This is a genomic window from Gammaproteobacteria bacterium (genome assembly GCA_013697705.1).
Taxonomy (GTDB): Bacteria; Pseudomonadota; Gammaproteobacteria; order UBA6002; family UBA6002; genus UBA6002.
In genome coordinates this window covers 38,608-53,453 of record JACCWJ010000048.1, presented here as the reverse complement: position 1 = coordinate 53,453, position 14,846 = coordinate 38,608, and the positions used below count along the sequence as shown (strand labels likewise).

The window sequence follows — 14,846 nt, the reverse complement described above, 5'->3', positions numbered from 1 at the left end:
ATTGAGAAGATTTAAGATGGCCACAGAAACATTTAAAAATCGCTTCCTAATCGCAATGCCAACGCTAAACGACCCTTATTTTCATCAAACTGTCATTTTATTGTTTGAACATTCCGATAAGGGTGCAATGGGTTTGATCGTCAATAAACCCCTCGATATCTCCTTAGGGGAGATACTACAACATTTAAATATCCCTTTGACCAACTCAGAGCTGGATGAAAACAAAGTGATGTTGGGAGGCCCGGTGGCTTCCGAACAAGGTTTTATCATTCATACCCATCCCGAGCTTTGCCCAGGAGATGTTATAGATGAAGAGAAGAAGATTACTGTTTCCGCTTCTAAAGAAGTACTCCAAAATATAGTTGAATCGAAGCCCGATAATATTCTGGTTTGCCTAGGCTACTCTGCCTGGAAAGAGGGCCAAATCGAGCAAGAAATTACTGATAACGCTTGGATGGTTTCTGATGTGAATCCTGAAATTTTGTTTCAGCTTCCATACAAGGAAAGATGGAAAGCCTCCGCTATGCAATTGGGAGTGGATTTTGACCGGCTGTCTTCCGATGTTGGACATGGTTAGTGGCAGAGGAGAGAAGTCTCACCTTCATTGCTTTTGATTTCGGAACTAAAAAAATGGGGGTTGCAGTGGGCCAAACCATTACTATGACAGCGAATCCAATAAATTGTTTATCTGTGAATAAAGGCTTGCCCGATTGGAGTCGGATATCAGCTTTGATTGACGAATGGCACCCCGCTGGTTTTATCGTGGGCATTCCTTTAAACATGGACTCCAGTTCCCAATCAGTTACCTTTAAAGCAAAAAGATTCGCCAAAGAATTAAACAATCAGTTTAACCTTCCCGTCCACGAAATAGATGAAAGACTAACGACGCTAGAGGCGCGGCAGCAATTGTTTGAACTTGGAGGCTATAAAGCATTAAAGCAGATATCGGTCGATAGCTTTGCTGCGAAGTTGATGTTAGAAGCCTGGATGAGATCAAATATTAAAGATCGCAAGGAATAGGTATGAAGCATCTTCTTGATTTGGAGTCGCTTACACAAGATCAAATCGAACTAATATTAAAATATTCCGCACATTTTTTTGAGTTACCCAATGCTCCAGCAAATAAAAACATCCTTGCGGGTAAAACAGTAGTCAATTTATTTTATGAAAACAGTACGCGCACGCGCAGTAGTTTTGAAATTGCGGCCAATCACTTAGGTGCAAATGTCATTAATTTTAATGCTGAAACCTCATCGGCTAAAAAAGGTGAAAGTCTTTTAGATACTATTGATAATTTAAGTGCGATGGATGCAAATTTATTTATCATTCGCCATCAAAGCAGTGGCGCTGCAGAATTTTTAGCAAATAATCTTAAAACAAAGGCCTCAATTCTTAATGCAGGAGATGGGTGTCATGAACATCCTTCTCAGGGCTTATTAGATATATTTGCCATTCAACAGTATAAGAAACATTTTGCGGGACTTAAGGTAGCAATCGTAGGCGATATTTTGCATTCTCGAGTGGCGAGGTCACTCATCCACGGACTAAATACCTTGGGCACAGCAGAGGTATGTCTAGTAGGTCCGAAAACATTGATGCCCAAAGAAATTGAAAATCTTGGAGTGAATGTATTTTATAAGTTAGATGACGGAATTAAAAATGCAGATGTTATTGTGGTGTTGCGATTACAAAAAGAACGGATGACGAGTGTCTATCTTCCAAGTGAAACCGAGTATCGTTATTTATATGGAATTGATGAGTCTACAATAAAATTAGCCAAGCCAGATGTAATTGTCATGCACCCCGGACCCATCAATCGCGAGGTTGAAATTAGTTCTACTGTTGCAGATGGTCCCCATTCCATAATCCTGAAACAAGTTTCATTCGGTGTGGCTGTGCGAATGGCTGCAATGACTGTGTTATTGAACCCGAAGGTAACACTATGAAAATAGCGATTTTAAACGCGCGAGTTATTGACCCTAAGAATCAAGTAGATGAAAACACCAATGTTTATATTCAAGACGGGCGCATTATAGCCCGAGCAGCTAACTTGGACGGGTTTAAACCAGATCATGTTATTGATGCAAAAAATTATATTGTCTGCCCAGGATTGGTGGACTTAAATGCAAATGTCACCAAGGGCGCGCGGTGGGAAAACACTTTTACCCAGAATCTTAGGCTCGCCCTAGAAGCTGGAATCACTCATTTTGCAACTAATGCCTTCATTAAGGAGCGTAGTTTCTCGCCCCAAGAGATTAAATATTTAAACCAGTTATCGGGCAGTAAGCTAGCGAAGCCTTATTTTATTGGCAGTTTGACTCAGGATCAACAAGGTCAACGACTCAGTGAATTGAGTTTACTTAAGGACGCCGGCTGTATTGGTTTTACGCCCGGCACTCTCAATTCAAGCAATACATTAGTCAGTCGGCGTTGTTATGATTATGCTGCAATGCTCGATTTAAAGATCTTCATTACTCCCAATGACTATTATTTGAGTCAACAAGGGTTTATGCACGAGGGAGCGGTTAGTGCACGTATTGGTGTTGCTGGTATTCCTGTCCTTGCTGAAACAATTGCCTTAGCGAAGGAGTTGTTATTAATCGAAGCAACAGAAATCAAGGCGCACTTTGGTCGCATTTCCGCAGCGAAGTCCGTGGAATTACTTATTGCTGCGAATAAAAAACTGCCTATTACAAGTGATGTGGCTATTCATCAATTATATCTAACTGAAAATGAAGTGCGATTAGAGAATGGTCTTTGCCACGTACAACCTCCTTTCCGTAGCACATCAGATTTAAATAGTTTGCGCAAAGCAATCAAAGAGGGTCACATAGAAGCGATAACGTCAGACCAGATTAATTTGAGCAAGCAAGTTAAGCAGGTCCCTTTCCAAGATTCAGAACCAGGCATTGCATCTTGGCCATTACTATTACCGCTGGCCTTACGCTTAGCACGAGAAGAAAGTATCTCATTATTGAATGTGATAGAGTTCATCACTTCAGCTCCTGCGGCCATTTTAGGAATAGATGCAGGACATTTAACGGTGGATACTTCTGCCAATATTACGATTTTTGATCCTAACCAAACGTGGGTATTATCGGAGCAGGAATTACAAAGGTACGGTACAAATAATCCCTTTGCTGCAGGTGAATTGCAAGGAAAAATCAAATACACAATTGTGGATGGACGCATCGTTTATCAAGCGAGCGCATAATTCTTCTATTACATTATTCGCCTAGTACTATTTTTTTTTAAACCCTAAAGCCGCTAAGCGCTTATTAATACTTGGATGGGTTGAGAATAAGTCTGAAATAGATTGCATGTTGGATATGCCAGCTTGTTTAGGATCATAAATATAGGCTTCACGGCGTATTGATTCATGAGGTGTATTTTTATAATCCGCGGCATAACGCTCTTTATTATCAACATGATCATTATGAATTTTTAATAATGCATTGGCCAGGGGCTGATTATCGCGCATTAATTCCACACAGCCGGCATCGGCCATGTATTCTCGAGTACGACTTAAATAGAAGATTAATAGCAGGGTGACAATCGGTAATAAAATTCGCAGTATCATGATTATAAAAAATAATCGGCCATTATTGTTTTTCCCATCACGATTACGACTGGCGTCGCCATATAAAGCTCCGCGAAATAAAATATCAATAACGATAAGCGTAATGTTGGCCAGAATGGCTGCCATCAAGGTAAGCTTTATGTCGAGGTGACGAATGTGACTAAGTTCATGCGCCATTACTGCCTGTAATTCCGCACGATTTAATTTAGTAAGCAAGCCTCGCGTAATAGTAACCATGGCAGATTTTTCACTGTATCCCGTAGCAAAGGCATTCATATAATCGGCATCAATAACATAGACTTTAGGCATAAATTTTAGCCCAGCAGAGATTTTCATTTCCTCTACCACATTATACAGTTGTAATTCTTGAGTAGAACGTGCCGATTCAGGCGTAATTTCATGATAATCGGTGCCAAGAAGCATCAGGGTGTCATGCCATGCAAATGTAATCCAAACCGCGATGACAGCAAGTGCGCCGAGTACAACTGTTGCCGTGGGGAAAATGTCAAAATGAATCAAGGCATTTAAAAGCTGTGAGAGGTTCACATTTGGATATTTATTACCAGCCAGGTAGAGGTCGACGAAAAAGCCTAACCCTAAGTAGATTACGACGAAAGAAAATATAACAAAATAGGTGCGTCGTGTATTTAATCGTATAATCTTACGCCAGTCAGCGGTCGTAGGGTTTAAGCTTTTTTGATCCATTCTAATCTCGACTTAGAGCTGCACGGTGTATGCTTCTCTTTGTTTGACTGTGCTTTCATCCAGCTGCCAATAAGGAAAGTCAAAATCTAATTTATTCTTAAACAAGCTAACCACTACAAGGGCAAAAAATGATTTCTTTTTCGCATTGTATTGTTCAATGCTGTCATTTAATGCCTGCTTTGCATAAGCCAATTTATTTTCTGTGTTGACGATTTCCTCTTGGAGTTGTAGTGCATTTTGATTAGCTTTAAGGTCTGGATATTGCTCAAATACTAAATTTATGCCACCCGCAATTTGTGAAATTTTGTTTTCAGCTTCAATACGTGTTTTTTCATCACCTTGCATATGCGCCGTTTGTGCTTGTGCACGTAATGCGACGACATCTTTTAAAGTGGTTTTTTCATAATCCATATATTTTCGAATCACATTGATAAGCGATTCAAACACTTTGTAACGTCGATCTAATTGAATGTCGATTTGTTTTTGGTTATTACGAATGGCTTCAATCATGGCAATAAGACGGTTATAAGTCGCAATGATATAAACTAAGATGAGGGCAATGATAAACAATATGATCGCAACAGCACGTGACATAGCGGTCTCCATAGGTGATTTACTTTGTATCTAAAAACTTATAGTAATGTAAGGTGGCTCCTTTGTAAAAAAGGCGCGCCCTTTAGCCGCATGCCTTATTAAATTTTTTGGTAATTCTTTAATACTCTATAAGAAAAAGCTTCTTTTAGATGCTCACCCTTAATCAAGGGGGAGGGTTCTAGATCTGCAATGGTACGTGCTATTTTTAGAATTTTGTAATAAGCCCTTGCTGAAATTTTTTGTTGTTGCATATAGCGTTCAATAAATACTTCATCTTGCTGTGATAATCCACAGAAATTCTCAATTTCTTTATTACGCAATAAAGCATTTGGTTTACCCGTCCGCTGGGTTTGAATTTCTCTCGCACATCGAACTCGTTCAGCTACAATTTGACTCGACGTCGTTTCGTTAACATGGTTTATGAATAATGATGAAGGCAGTAATTGTAATTCGGCTTGAATATCTATCCGGTCCATAAGAGGGCCTGAAATGCGAGCTTGATATTTTTTGATCGACTCGGGCAAACAAACACAGTCTGCATTGTGGTTGCCGTATTGACCGCAAGGGCAAGGATTCATCGCAGCAATAAGCTGAAATTTGGCGGGATATTGTACCTGAAAATTAGCCCTAGAGATGGATATTGATCCTGCTTCAAGGGGTTCGCGTAACGCCTCGAGAGCTTGACGTTTAAATTCAGGTAATTCATCTAGAAAAAGCACGCCGTGATGAGCTAACGATATTTCGCCGGGTTTGGCAGGATTGCCGCCACCGATTAAGGCATAACAAGACGCGCTATGATGGGGTGCTCTGAAGGGCCGCTTAGCCCAGTTTGTTGAGTTTATGCTCATGCCAGATATAGACTGAATGGCGGCCAGTTCAATCGCTTCTTCCTCTGACATTGGAGGAAGAAGCCCAGGTAAACAATTACTCAACATTGTTTTGCCGACGCCGGGGGGGCCCACTAACAAGAGGCTGTGTTGACCCGCAGCCGCAATTTCTAATGCTCTTTTTGCATGATGTTGTCCGCGCACCTCTTTTAAGTCGTGGTAGCTAATTTGCGGAGCGCTGTACGGAAGGGCGGGATGTGGCGTCAGAATAGTCCTCTCTAAGAAATGGCTGCAAACATCTAAAAGATGTCTGGCTGGGAACAATTTTATTCCTTTAATTAAATGGGCCTCTGCAGCATTTTCAAATGGAAGAATTAAGCTTCGGCCGGCGTTTTTCGTGCCGATCGCGAGGGGCAATATGCCTTTGATAGGGCGCAGCTCTCCAGAAAGAGCCAATTCACCAGCAAATTCATAATCACAGAGTTTGTCGGGAGGGATTTGTCTTGAGGCTGCCAAAATTCCCAGGGCAATAGATAAGTCATATCTACCCCCTTGTTTGGGCAAGTCGGCCGGTGCTAAATTTATCGTAATTCTTCGAGAAGGAAACTCAAAATGTGACGTAATAATTGCACTTCTGACTCTCTCCTTACTTTCCTTTACGGCAGTTTCGGGCAGCCCCACTATATGAAAACCTGGCAATCCCTTAGAGATATGTGTCTCAACGGTGACCATGGGGGCGTGAATGCCGATGGAGGCGCGGCTTTGTGTGACAGCAACAGTCATAACGATATTAATATAGAGTGAATAAGAAATTAAATTTAGACCTTACTCATTCACGATTCAATACCGCTAAAATTACCAGCGTTTAGTCATCCTTTATTTCTCAGAGGAATTGTCGAGTGACTTATCTTTCTCATACGCTTTGATTTTGTCTTCGAGCGCGATAATTCGTTCTCGGGCTCTTTCTAATAGCCTTGCCTGAACATCAAACTCTTCTCGTGTCACTAAATCTAGCTTGGAAAAAATAGCTTGCAGGGTGTTTTTTAAGTTACTTTCTATTTCCGATCGCAATGCGTGAACTTGTGTCGGTATTTTGCTGGAGAGTTGTTTGGCAAGGTTATCAAAAAATTTAGGATCTAACATAATAATGTCCTACTAGGTGAAACGAATTGAACTAACTTAGGAGATTAGACGGGCATAGTCAATCCTGCAAGCGTCGCCATAGAATTAGGGTCTCTGGGCTAAGAGCTCTCTATCTTTGGCTCTCATACCACCTAGATTTGGCGAAAGTTTTTCGCGACAAAATCTTCAAATCTCGTTAAACTTTCCGCCAATCATCTTATGGACTAGAGCACAGAGGTAACATGACTAGTAATTATTTATTTACATCAGAATCAGTATCCGAGGGACATCCAGATAAAGTAGCTGATCAAATATCTGATGGGGTATTAGACGCAATTTTAAAACAAGATAAATTCTGTCGCGTTGCCTGCGAAACCATGGTTAAAACGGGCATGGTATTAGTGGCTGGCGAAATTACCACCAAGGCGTGGGTAGATATCGAGCAGCTCACGCGAAAAATCATCAATGAAATAGGTTATAACAAAGCCGAGTTAGGTTTTGACGGTAACTCTTGCTCTGTATTAACAGCAATAGGTAAGCAGTCTACGGATATCGCAATGGGTGTTGATCGTGATGATTCCCAATTAGGAGCAGGCGATCAAGGCATTATGTTTGGTTATGCGACGAATGAAACCGATGTTTATATGCCGGCCGCTATTTATTTTGCGCATCGGTTAATGGAAAGACAGGCAGAAATGCGTAAAAAGGGCACCTTGCCTTGGTTAAGACCCGATGCAAAAAGTCAGGTCACTTTTCAATATGTTGATCATCGTCCGGTCGGGGTTGATGCTATTGTTCTCTCGACACAACATGACCCTGATATTGATCAGAAAATGTTAGAAGAAGGGGTAATTGAAGAAATTATTAAACCCGTATTTCCTGCCAATTTTCTTACTAAAAATACCAGATACTATATCAATCCAACAGGTCGTTTCGTAATCGGTGGTCCCTTAGGTGATTGCGGCTTAACCGGTCGTAAAATCATGGTGGATACTTATGGCGGAATGGCGCATCACGGCGGCGGTTGTTTTTCGGGTAAAGACCCCTCCAAGGTGGATCGCTCAGCTGCATATGCTTGCCGTTATATTGCTAAAAATCTTGTGGCAGCGGGATTAGCTGACCGATGTGAAATTCAAATTTCTTATGCAATTGGCATTCCAGACCCTGTTTCTATTTATGTGAATACTTTTGGTACTGGAAAAATAGCAAATGCAGAAATTATCCGTTTAATCAGAGAGCATTTTGACCTTCGTCCAACAGGTATAATACAAATGCTAAATTTATTACAGCCAATCTATCAAGCCACGGCCAGTTATGGTCACTTTGGACGTAATGATGAGCGTTTCACCTGGGAAAAAACCGATAAAGTAGATTTGCTTAAAAACGCCTCTTCTAAATTAGATTTGGTTTGTGAAAAGGAAGACTAATATGACAATTGCTGCAGTAGAAAATGATTATAAAGTTGCGGACATACATTTAGCAGATTGGGGGCGTCGTGAAATCGCCATTGCTGAAACAGAAATGCCTGGCTTAATGGCTATCCGTAAAGAATACGCAGGAAAAAAACCTCTTTCGGGTGCTAGGATTGCAGGCTGTCTGCATATGACTATTCAAACGGCTGTCCTTATTGAAACATTACAACTGCTAGGCGCAGAAGTGCGTTGGTCTTCTTGCAATATTTTTTCCACCCAAGATCATGCTGCGGCAGCGATTGCAGCGACGGGTACTCCGGTCTTTGCCTGGAAGGGGGAGACAGAAGAGGAGTACTGGTGGTGCGTTGAGCAAACGATTATTGCTCCGGATGAATGGCGCCCTAATTTATTACTGGATGATGGTGGGGATTTGACTCAGCTTATGCATGAGCGCTATCCAGAATTATTGACCCAGGTGAAAGGCGTTTCCGAAGAAACGACAACGGGTGTTCGAATTCTTTATGAAATGGCCAAGAAAAGCATTTTAAAAATTCCTGCAATCAATGTGAATGACTCCGTAACTAAATCAAAATTCGATAATTTATACGGTTGTAGAGAATCTCTGGTAGATGGGATTAAACGCGCAACTTCAGTGATGATCGCGGGTAAAAAAGCGGTAGTCCTGGGTTATGGGGAAGTTGGTAAAGGTTGTGCTCAAGCCTTAAAAGGTTTGGGAGCGCAAGTTTGGATTACCGAAGTGGATCCTATCTGCGCACTGCAGGCTGCGATGGAAGGTTATGCTGTTGTGACAATGGATGATGCCGCTAACATGGCTGATATTTTTGTAACTGCGACAGGCAACGTCAATGTAATTACTCACGAACATATGCTAACCATGAAGAATGAAGCCATTGTTTGTAACATTGGTCACTTTGATTCCGAAATAGATATTGCCTCATTACGCCAATATCGTTGGGAGAATATTAAGCCACAAGTCGATCATGTCATTTTTCCAGATGGAAAACGTATTATTATATTGGCCGAAGGCAGATTAGTTAATCTAGGCTGTGCGGCGGGTCACCCCAGTTTTGTAATGTCTACCTCCTTCAGCAACCAGGTGTTAGCGCAGATCGAATTGTGGCTGAATGAATACCCAGTGGGAGTTTATATACTACCGAAACATCTTGATGAAAAAGTCGCTGAATTGCACCTGGCTAAACTAAACGCCAAACTTACAAAATTGACCTCTCAGCAGGCAGACTATATTGGGGTGTCTGTGAATGGACCCTTCAAATCAGATCATTACCGTTATTAGACACTTAGTAGTTTAGGGCAGAGCTGCCAGAGGGATGTTCTGGCAAGAATAAAGATTCAGACCAAGAGGGAACTATGGTTGATGAAGTAGATGAAAAACGCCGTGATTTTTTGATTAAAGCAACCACTGCCATGGGAGCGGTTGGCGTTTTAGCCGCCGCCGTTCCCTTCGTAGCTTCAATGTTACCCAGCGAAGATGTTTCCGAAGCCGGTGCCCCCATCAAAGTGGATATCAGCAAGTTAAAACCGGGTGAGCAACTTACCGTTATGTGGCGCGGACGTCCCATCTGGATTATTCACCGCACGCCAGAAGCTTTAGAAAGTCTGCAAGACGATGAAGATCTTCTAAGAGATCCCTCCTCTGAAGTTGAGCAACAGCCTACTTATGCTCGGAACCGTTTTCGTTCCATTAAACCTGAAATCTTAGTGCTCGTTGGCATTTGCACCCATCTTGGATGTATTCCTACCTATCGCCCCGATCCAAAATCTCTAGAACCGCAATGGCCAGGCGGCTTTTTTTGTAGCTGTCATGGGTCAAAGTTCGATATGGCAGGACGTGTCTTTAAAGGTGTCCCTGCGCCAATTAACCTCGAAGTTCCATCCTACAGCTATGTTGATGACAAGACGTTGTTAGTGGGTGTGGATCATGAAAAAAACAAGTAGATAACTTATGACAAAGCTATTAAAACAAGGTTTTAATTGGATTGATTCTAGATTTCCACTCTCCTCATTTTGGAGAAAAAATTTTGCTGAATATTACGCTCCCAAAAATTTGAATTTTTGGTACTACTTCGGAGCGTTTTCCCTCCTGGTGCTCGCCAATCAAATTATCACTGGAATTTGGATGAGCATGTTTTATATCCCTACCGGTAACGAAGCTTTTAGTTCAGTAGAGAATACAATGCGCTATGTTAATCTAGGGTGGTTGATACGCTACATGCATTCCACTGGCGCTTCAGCGTTCTTCGTGGTTATTTATCTGCATATTTATCGTTGTATTATGTATGGCTCTTATCGTAAGCCAAGAGAACTCCTGTGGTTGATTGGAGTCGTTTTATATATCTTATTAATGGCCGAGGCTTATACAGGTTATGTACTTCCTTGGGGGCAAATGTCATTTTGGGCGAGTCGAGTAATCAGTGCAATAATAATGGCCATTCCGTTTATCGGGGGACCATTAGCGGTCTGGTTTATTGGAGACTACTCGGTATCTTCGGTAACCTTGCATCGCTTTTTTTCCTATCATGCAACCGGCATTCCGCTCATTATTTTGTTGGTAGTTTTATTTCATCTAATGGCGCTTAGAAAAGTGGGATCAAATAATCCTGATGGAATAGAGATCAAAGATAAATTAGATGCATCAGGTAAGCCCCTTGATGGTATTCCCTTTCATCCCTACTTTGTTGTAAAAGATTTAGTGGGTATCGTGGTCTTTATTTTTATTTGTGCGCTCATCATTTTTTATTTTCCAACCTTTGGTGGTTTATTTATTGAGCCTGAAAATTATGTCCCTTCAAATCCATTAAAAACACCGCTGCATATTGCTCCAGCGTGGTATCTAGCGCCGTTTTATGCCATTTTACGTGCAATACCTAATAAGCTTTTTGGGATAATCGCATTAGCTTCGTCCATCGCTGTATTATTTGTTTTGCCCTGGTTAGATAAAAGCCCGGTGAAATCAATCCGATATAAGGGGACTTTATCCAAAATTGCATTAACTCTCTTTGTCATCAGCTTTATCGGATTAGGTTATTTTGGTACCCAGCCAGTGGATGATACAGGCGTATGGATAAGTCGCATATTTACCGTAATTTATTTTCTATTTTTCCTTTTAATGCCATTTTACACCCGCAGAGAAAAAACGAAGTTGCCTCCAGAAAGAGTGACGCAGAAAAAATTATTTAATTGGGATTAATGTAGGATGATGAAAACTCAAAAGGGATTTTGTACTCGATGAAATTAATAAAACGAATATTAATTCCATGTCTGTTATTGATAAATTTGAATGTGATCGCCGAAGAGTATCCGATCAAGCTAGAAAAACCTGTCATTAATACGCATGATGTAAAAAGTATTCAGCGAGGAGCAAAAACATTTGCGTCAACATGCTTAGTCTGCCATTCCATGGATTATTTAGCGCATGATCGTATTGCCAAAGCCGCTGGAATTACACCCAATAAAATGCCTGATAAAAATCAAAAATGGTGGTTTGGTGCAGCTCCTCCTGATTTAACGCTAGTCGCGAAAGTGCGAGGCGCTCGGTGGCTATATACTTATCTACATGTTTTTTATAAAGACCCCAAACAGACTACCGGCTTTAATAATTTGCTATTAGATAATAGTAATATGCCAAATCCATTCGTAGGTATGCAAGGTGAGCAGCAACTCATAGCAAAGAAAACAGATTTATTTTCTGACGCGTCAGTATTCACACGAAAACTTCCTTATTATTCGGTGTTAACGCTCAGCAAAGCAGGCAGCATGCCTCCCGATGAGTTTGACGCAATGATCAAAGATCTGGTTAATTTCTTGGTATATGCCAGCGAACCAAAAAAATATACTCGTGAAAGACTGGGTGTTTGGGTCTTACTCTTTTTAGGCGTTTTATTCATATTAGTATATTTATTAAAACGATCTTACTGGAAGCAACTAAAGTAACAATTGTCCAGTGCAAAGGTACCATGGCAACCGCATCAAACTGAATAAGGCCTTGATTACACTTCGTTTCCTCCAGGTTAAAACACCCTCAAAGTAGCCTGGATGTAGTGTAGCGAAATCCAGGGAAACTCAAGCCTCAAATGTTTGTCAAGGGGGTTTTTGATGCGGTTGCCATGCAAAGGTACTGGTTACTGATTTAGGCTAAGAAAAACTTAATATTCTAAAGTTACAATGAAATAGTTAATAACTTACATTTCTGTGGAGTAAAAATATGAGCCTATACGCAGTGACAACTGAAGCAATTCAAACAACTAAATCAGCTTTCTTGGGTTTGAAGGATGCTAAAGCAATTGAATATTCGCATCACCAAATCCTCCAATTCCTGGTGGCAAAAAAGACTATGTTGGTATTTGAGTCATTAGAGGACGCTAAGAAATACTCGCGTGCTAAAAGAGACTATACCGCGATGAATACTGCTATCGAAGCAAATTGGGCTTTCAAACAGCCTTTTATCTATGAAGTTGAGCTTCAAGAGAGCATTAATCTGAGTGATATCAAAGTTGAGATCGAAATTGAAGAGTGTTATGAAAATTCCGAGCTAGAGGAACTTGGTCTAACTAAAGTCGAAAGTGGATATCAATACCCAAATTATAAAATAGTCCCAACGAAAGCGATTGAAAGTGTCATCTCCGCCATTGACGGTACCGATAATACACATGACATGATTAACCCCCCTGCTGAAAAAAACTGCGCCATAATGTAAATGAACTCCACGGACGTAAGTCCGTGGTATCTGTCAGCTTGAATGCCAATTCTACGCTTGCACTTAATGTTGTATGTGTTTCTGTAATTTTAAATTAGCTGCTTAAAATTTTTTGCGGAACATGACTTACACAAGTGTTAAATTTTATAAATCAAACATACCAATATTGGAGATTAAAATGCAAAAAGAATCATTAGATCAAATAAGAAATGCTTATAAGGTAAAAACAATTTCTGATCTTGAAGGAATCATACAAGATTTGGAAAAAAAAATAGCTATCAACAGCAAGAAATTAAATGAAATCGCACAAAGTGCAGAAAAAAATCTCGGGTATGCTTCTATTGAAGCTGCTCATAAAGGTCTTTTGGAATTTTGGGGGAATAAAAAATCTGGGGAATCAAGAATAAATGAATTGAATACTGCAATAGCCTCTTTAACAAAAATGTTTAAAGGTGATTCAAACAATAATAACCAACCCGAGCAAGATTCAACTCCCATGGATAAACAATCTGCCGAATTATCTGCCCAATTGATGGATTCATGTTATAAAATGGGGGCACTGTATAAGCAATGTAAAGTAACAAATGACAATCTAAAGCACATGGTTCTCTTTGTAAATGGAATGATTGCTGAAAAGCATATTGAGACTAATCCGCTTATAATCACGAATCTTGAAACATTATTGAACCAGAGTGAAATCCAACCGAAAGTCGATCCGGACAAAAAGTCGGGGCCTAAAGGACATGAAACTGGGGCAGAATTCGAGGGAATTAAGAAAGGATTTTTCAAATAAACTAGAAAAATGCGGGTCAAACATGACCCGCATTTTGATGTCTATGAATCACACAGATAAGGCACATGACTTGTCTAACCCTCCTGCTGAAAAAACTGCGCCATAATGTAAATTGTAAAAATCTGGACTTGATCCGACAGTTTTTAAAATTAGTTTCGATCAGTCCAGACGCCCAGGCATTATCAAGCTAATGGTACTGACGACTATAAATGATCATCCTCATTTGTTTTTGGGGAAGTGCTCGACGTGAAAATCTCCTTCTCGCCCGAAATAGCTTACACGTTTTCCAGTGAGATATGTGATGTAATACACTGTCCCAGCTTCCATTATTTGATCCAGAAATTGCTTATAGTTTATCTTTCCTGCTTGTATACTTTTTATCGCGGTTTTAACTAACACGCTTGAAAATTTCTCCGCAGCTTTTGGATGTTTAAAGGGTACAGTTTCCACATGTGTCTCGCCAGATGGCATGTAATAACGATTCTCTGAACGAACTAAATCGACATGATAAGATTCCATCCCTTCACTGAGAAGCTTACCTACCACTTGCGGGAAGGTCATTGAGCCTTCGAGAGAGCCTTTGATAACTTCATTTATTAAATCAACATTCATTTGTATTTACCTCTAATCAATCGGAGCTTTAGTTAATTGTTGATGTGTTGCTACCTTTTTTAAGATTGCAATCAGCTGATTTTTCTCTACCTTCGTAAGAATAGAGAAAAACTCTTCATCATTCTGATCTGCAAGTGCTGCTAGCTTAGGCACAAGAATGATAGCGTCGTTTGTAAGCTGAATATCCTGAAAACGACGATCACCAATCGCCTCAACACGGGTGACAAGACTTTTCTGCAAAAGACGCTCAATAAGCTTAGAAACAGCTCCCCTTGTAAGACCTGTGAGATCTGCAATTTGGCCAGGTGAAGTGACAGCCTCTTTGCTGTGCATCTCACGCAAGATCACCCACTCAGCTACAGTGACACCACTTGATTCAAGCCTGCGAGCAAAGGCATGAGAAACATTGTTAGAAACCAGTCTCATCCAAAATCCAATATGCGCCTTCAAGCGACTTGCCTTAATG

General features: G+C 40.6%; 17 protein-coding genes. 11 read left to right on the top strand and 6 right to left on the bottom strand.

The features are described from left to right. The first annotated feature begins 16 nt into the window (after positions 1-16). From H0U71_09310 to H0U71_09295, 4 genes are read left to right on the top strand one after another with little or no spacing between them, the layout of a single operon-like run. Entirely contained in the window at positions 17-577 is a 561-nt protein-coding gene (locus H0U71_09310) for a YqgE/AlgH family protein (protein ID MBA2655244.1), read from the top strand. Next, positions 577-1,020 carry a Holliday junction resolvase RuvX gene (gene ruvX / locus H0U71_09305; GenBank protein MBA2655243.1) on the top strand — a complete coding sequence of 148 codons (444 nt, stop codon included), beginning with the start codon at positions 577-579 and terminating at the stop codon, positions 1,018-1,020. The genes H0U71_09310 and ruvX overlap by 1 nt, the downstream gene beginning before the upstream one ends. Positions 1,021-1,022: 2 nt before the next feature. Continuing rightward, complete coding sequence (locus tag H0U71_09300; GenBank protein ID MBA2655242.1) at positions 1,023-1,946, top strand: aspartate carbamoyltransferase catalytic subunit; 924 nt, start codon at positions 1,023-1,025, stop codon at positions 1,944-1,946. Beyond that, the gene (locus tag H0U71_09295; protein ID MBA2655241.1) at positions 1,943-3,214 is read left to right on the top strand and encodes an amidohydrolase family protein; all 1,272 of its coding nucleotides are present in this window, start codon (positions 1,943-1,945) and stop codon (positions 3,212-3,214) included. The genes H0U71_09300 and H0U71_09295 overlap by 4 nt, the downstream gene beginning before the upstream one ends. A 27-nt stretch (positions 3,215-3,241) precedes the next feature. Here H0U71_09295 and htpX read toward each other — a convergent pair whose 3' ends face one another. The 4 genes from htpX to H0U71_09275 all read right to left on the bottom strand — a co-directional run bounded on the left by htpX (position 3,242) and on the right by H0U71_09275 (position 6,849). Further along, positions 3,242-4,285 (bottom strand): zinc metalloprotease HtpX, encoded by a 1,044-nt coding sequence (gene htpX / locus H0U71_09290; GenBank protein MBA2655240.1) that lies wholly within the window; start codon positions 4,283-4,285, stop codon positions 3,242-3,244. 12 nt (positions 4,286-4,297) lie between these two features. Continuing rightward, complete coding sequence (locus tag H0U71_09285) at positions 4,298-4,879, bottom strand: LemA family protein (GenBank protein MBA2655239.1); 582 nt, start codon at positions 4,877-4,879, stop codon at positions 4,298-4,300. Between the two features lie 98 nt (positions 4,880-4,977). Next, positions 4,978-6,489 carry a YifB family Mg chelatase-like AAA ATPase gene (locus tag H0U71_09280; protein ID MBA2655238.1) on the bottom strand — a complete coding sequence of 504 codons (1,512 nt, stop codon included), beginning with the start codon at positions 6,487-6,489 and terminating at the stop codon, positions 4,978-4,980. A gap of 93 nt (positions 6,490-6,582) precedes the next feature. Beyond that, on the bottom strand, positions 6,583-6,849 hold the full coding sequence (locus H0U71_09275; GenBank protein MBA2655237.1) for an accessory factor UbiK family protein: 267 nt from the start codon (positions 6,847-6,849) through the stop codon (positions 6,583-6,585). Positions 6,850-7,070: 221 nt separating this feature from the next. Between H0U71_09275 and H0U71_09270 the strand changes: the two genes are divergently transcribed. From H0U71_09270 to H0U71_09240, 7 genes are all read left to right on the top strand, one after another. Then, on the top strand, positions 7,071-8,255 hold the full coding sequence (locus tag H0U71_09270) for a methionine adenosyltransferase (GenBank protein ID MBA2655236.1): 1,185 nt from the start codon (positions 7,071-7,073) through the stop codon (positions 8,253-8,255). A 1-nt stretch (position 8,256) separates the two neighbouring features. After that, positions 8,257-9,555 (top strand): adenosylhomocysteinase, encoded by a 1,299-nt coding sequence (locus H0U71_09265; protein ID MBA2655235.1) that lies wholly within the window; start codon positions 8,257-8,259, stop codon positions 9,553-9,555. Positions 9,556-9,629: 74 nt separating this feature from the next. Then, complete coding sequence (petA, locus tag H0U71_09260) at positions 9,630-10,217, top strand: ubiquinol-cytochrome c reductase iron-sulfur subunit (protein MBA2655234.1); 588 nt, start codon at positions 9,630-9,632, stop codon at positions 10,215-10,217. Positions 10,218-10,224: 7 nt separating this feature from the next. Continuing rightward, positions 10,225-11,469 (top strand): cytochrome b N-terminal domain-containing protein, encoded by a 1,245-nt coding sequence (locus tag H0U71_09255; GenBank protein ID MBA2655233.1) that lies wholly within the window; start codon positions 10,225-10,227, stop codon positions 11,467-11,469. A 38-nt stretch (positions 11,470-11,507) separates the two neighbouring features. Continuing rightward, the gene (locus H0U71_09250) at positions 11,508-12,212 is read left to right on the top strand and encodes a cytochrome c1 (protein MBA2655232.1); all 705 of its coding nucleotides are present in this window, start codon (positions 11,508-11,510) and stop codon (positions 12,210-12,212) included. A 271-nt stretch (positions 12,213-12,483) separates the two neighbouring features. Further along, entirely contained in the window at positions 12,484-12,975 is a 492-nt protein-coding gene (locus tag H0U71_09245; GenBank protein ID MBA2655231.1) for a hypothetical protein, read from the top strand. 178 nt (positions 12,976-13,153) lie between these two features. Next, the gene (locus H0U71_09240) at positions 13,154-13,768 is read left to right on the top strand and encodes a hypothetical protein (protein ID MBA2655230.1); all 615 of its coding nucleotides are present in this window, start codon (positions 13,154-13,156) and stop codon (positions 13,766-13,768) included. A gap of 219 nt (positions 13,769-13,987) precedes the next feature. On the opposite strand, the gene H0U71_09235 is transcribed toward H0U71_09240, so the two are convergent. Together H0U71_09235 and H0U71_09230 are read right to left on the bottom strand one after the other, a co-directional pair. After that, positions 13,988-14,380: a DUF1398 family protein gene (locus H0U71_09235; GenBank protein ID MBA2655229.1), complete on the bottom strand. Its 393-nt coding sequence runs from the start codon at positions 14,378-14,380 to the stop codon at positions 13,988-13,990. Positions 14,381-14,392: 12 nt separating this feature from the next. Beyond that, positions 14,393-14,806: a MarR family transcriptional regulator gene (locus tag H0U71_09230; protein ID MBA2655228.1), complete on the bottom strand. Its 414-nt coding sequence runs from the start codon at positions 14,804-14,806 to the stop codon at positions 14,393-14,395. Between the last annotated feature and the right edge of the window lie 40 nt (positions 14,807-14,846).

Excerpts from the sequence above, each read along its gene's own strand:
- petA (MBA2655234.1), top strand. The coding sequence starts at position 9,630 with ATGGTTGATGAAGTAGATGAAAAACGCCGTGATTTTTTGATTAAAGCA.
- H0U71_09295 (MBA2655241.1), top strand. The coding sequence starts at position 1,943 with ATGAAAATAGCGATTTTAAACGCGCGAGTTATTGACCCTAAGAATCAA.
- H0U71_09265 (MBA2655235.1), top strand. The coding sequence starts at position 8,257 with ATGACAATTGCTGCAGTAGAAAATGATTATAAAGTTGCGGACATACAT.
- H0U71_09310 (MBA2655244.1), top strand. The coding sequence starts at position 17 with ATGGCCACAGAAACATTTAAAAATCGCTTCCTAATCGCAATGCCAACG.
- H0U71_09235 (MBA2655229.1), bottom strand. The coding sequence starts at position 14,380 with ATGAATGTTGATTTAATAAATGAAGTTATCAAAGGCTCTCTCGAAGGC.
- H0U71_09240 (MBA2655230.1), top strand. The coding sequence starts at position 13,154 with ATGCAAAAAGAATCATTAGATCAAATAAGAAATGCTTATAAGGTAAAA.
- H0U71_09270 (MBA2655236.1), top strand. The coding sequence starts at position 7,071 with ATGACTAGTAATTATTTATTTACATCAGAATCAGTATCCGAGGGACAT.
- H0U71_09280 (MBA2655238.1), bottom strand. The coding sequence starts at position 6,489 with ATGACTGTTGCTGTCACACAAAGCCGCGCCTCCATCGGCATTCACGCC.
- H0U71_09285 (MBA2655239.1), bottom strand. The coding sequence starts at position 4,879 with ATGTCACGTGCTGTTGCGATCATATTGTTTATCATTGCCCTCATCTTA.
- H0U71_09300 (MBA2655242.1), top strand. The coding sequence starts at position 1,023 with ATGAAGCATCTTCTTGATTTGGAGTCGCTTACACAAGATCAAATCGAA.
- H0U71_09275 (MBA2655237.1), bottom strand. The coding sequence starts at position 6,849 with ATGTTAGATCCTAAATTTTTTGATAACCTTGCCAAACAACTCTCCAGC.
- H0U71_09255 (MBA2655233.1), top strand. The coding sequence starts at position 10,225 with ATGACAAAGCTATTAAAACAAGGTTTTAATTGGATTGATTCTAGATTT.
- htpX (MBA2655240.1), bottom strand. The coding sequence starts at position 4,285 with ATGGATCAAAAAAGCTTAAACCCTACGACCGCTGACTGGCGTAAGATT.
- H0U71_09230 (MBA2655228.1), bottom strand. The coding sequence starts at position 14,806 with ATGAGACTGGTTTCTAACAATGTTTCTCATGCCTTTGCTCGCAGGCTT.
- H0U71_09250 (MBA2655232.1), top strand. The coding sequence starts at position 11,508 with ATGAAATTAATAAAACGAATATTAATTCCATGTCTGTTATTGATAAAT.
- H0U71_09245 (MBA2655231.1), top strand. The coding sequence starts at position 12,484 with ATGAGCCTATACGCAGTGACAACTGAAGCAATTCAAACAACTAAATCA.